Annotated in this window: 2 protein-coding genes; both read left to right on the top strand. The window is 42.9% G+C overall.

Features of this window, described 5'->3' with window-relative positions:
• Positions 1 to 438 (top strand): 6-phosphogluconolactonase (locus MUP17_08015; GenBank protein MCJ7458922.1); only part of this gene is annotated, 438 nt, incomplete at its 5' end.
• A gap of 89 nt (positions 439 to 527) precedes the next feature.
• On the top strand, positions 528 to 2,506 hold a 1,979-nt coding region (locus MUP17_08010; protein ID MCJ7458921.1), incomplete at its 3' end, for a S46 family peptidase.

Genomic DNA, 2,506 nt, shown 5'->3' with positions numbered 1-2,506 from the left:
GTCCATATTTATAAGACACCCGAGATCTCGGCTAAGAGGTATGAGGAGGAGATAAAGACTTTTTTTCGATTAAAGGAAGATAAGTTCCCTCAATTTGATCTGATCATACTCGGCATAGGAGAGGAAGGGCACACCGCTTCGCTTTTTCCAGGAGATTCCGCGCTTTTAGAAACGCACCGTCTTACCGCAGCTGTTCATTTGGATAACGAAAGACATGAGCGGGTTACCTTGACTCTACCCGTTATTAACCATACCAGGAACATAATTTTCTTAGTGCTTGGAGAAAACAAGGCTGAAATCATAAGAGAGGTCCTGGAAAATCCTCAAAGTGATTTGCCAGCTTCACGGGTTCGAACGGAAAACGGAAGATTGTTCTTCTTGCTGGACAAAGCAGCCAGCTTGCTACTTTCAGAGAAAAATTCCGCTCTGAAAAAATGACTTTCCACAACCAAGAGCATCCTGAGGATTTCCCCCTTGTTTATTTTGCGAAAATCGTTATTATAGAAGAAATTTTGGATGGTGGAGCTATGTATAAAAAAATCTTTTTGACTTTTCTTTTTCTGGTGGGCTTTCTGTTTTCAAATTCATTGGCAGACGAGGGAATGTGGCTTTTGGACCAGATTGATAAGTTACCTATTGACAGCCTGAAGGCTAAGGGGTTAAAGCTAAATCCTGAAGAGATATATAATCCAAAAGGGGGTGGACTTTCGGACGCGATCGTGCAATTGGGTGCGAGCGCCTCTTTTGTTTCTCCTGAGGGACTGATCATCACCAACCATCATGTGGCATTTGGCGCAATCCAGAGGGCGAGTACGCCGGAATATAATTATCTGAGAGATGGTTTTTATGCTAAGACGAAAGAAGAGGAGATACCAGCCATAGGATATAATGCTTATGTGCTCAAGTCTTTTGAGATTGTCACGCCTAAAGTTTTAGGTGCAGTCAATAATAAGATGACTGACCTGGAAAGGTATAAGGCGATTGAGAAAGCCTCCAAAAAAATCATCAAAGAGTGTGAAAAGGGTGAAGACACAAGGTGCAGGCTGGCGGGTATGTACGGGGGGAAAGAGTATTATCTATATACTTATTTCAAGATAAGGGATATCAGGCTGGTGTTTGCACCACCCCGTTCCGTTGGAGATTATGGCGGAGAAATAGATAACTGGATGTGGCCCAGGCATGCAGGAGATTTTTCAATCCTGCGTGCCTATGTTTCCAAAGATGGTAAATCAGCAGAATATTCTAAAGACAATGTCCCTTATAATTCAAAGACCTTTCTCAAGGTCTCCTCTGCCGGAGTAAAAGAGGGGGATTTTGTAATGCTGATCGGGTTCCCTGGAACGACCAGGCGCTATGAGAGCTCATTTTCAGTAGACGAGATGGTGAATCATGATTATCCCAGAGATATCCGCACGCGCAAGGAGATAATTGCAATCTTAGAAAAAGCCTCGGCTGAGGATTCCTCTGTTGCTCTCAGGCTATCCTCTAAGCTCAAAATTGGCTTATATAATTATCTGAAAAAAAATCAGGGGATGTTAGATGGTTTCAAAAAATCCGGACTGCTGCAGCAGAAAATAGATAACGAAAAGTCGCTTACTAAGTTCTTAAGCGAAAAACCAGACCTTAAGGTAAAATATGGGCAGGTTTTGCCTGAGCTGGAAAGTTTATATACAGAGAATAAGAAATATCAGGATAAAGATTTTCTTATTGGCTGGATGAGCTACCAGTGTGAATTCCTGGATTTCGCTTCCACCATCTACAAATGGAGCTTAGAAAAGGAGAAAAAGGATCCTGAAAGGGAGATGGGTTATCAAAACCGTGATACTGCGGATACAAAAGAGGGGTTCAAAGATGCCCAGGTGAATTTGGTCCCCTCAGCAGATGAGCAGCTTTTGATTTACTTTCTGGAAAAAGCAGTTCAACTCCCCCCTGGCCAGAAGATCCAGGCAGTAGAGAAGATTTTTCAGGGGAAAGAAGGTCAGGATAAAAATAAGGTTCTGGAACAGTTCGTTTCCTTCCTCTACGGAAACACCAAGCTCGGCTCTGCGGAGGATCGTCTGAAGATGTATGATATGACCAATAAAAAGCTGTTAAAACTGAATGACCCTTTTATCAACTTTGCTAAAGATCTGGAAAAGGATCGGGAAGAGATGAGGATCAGGAACAAAACATTCTCCGGAGCACTTAACCGGCTAAGGCCTAAACTGATTCAGGCATATTTAGAGTGGAAAAAGGGAACCTCTTACCCGGATGCAAATGGGACTATCCGCTTTAACTATGGTGAGGTTAAGGGTTACATTCCGAGAGACGCAGTGATTTATAAATATATAACCACACTCACCGGAGGGATGGAGAAAAATACCGGAGAGGAGCCTTTTGATGCTCCAAAAGAGTTGCAAGAGGTCTATAAGAAAAAGGATTTCGGTTCTTATCTAAACAAATCCCTCGGAGATGTCCCGGTGGATTTCCTTTCCACCAACGACATCACCAATGGAAACTCCGGCAG

The sequence above is a fragment of the Candidatus Zixiibacteriota bacterium genome (genome assembly GCA_022865345.1).
Lineage (GTDB): Bacteria > Zixibacteria > MSB-5A5 > MSB-5A5 > RBG-16-43-9 > RBG-16-43-9.
This window is presented reverse-complemented; position numbering and strand designations above follow the sequence as displayed.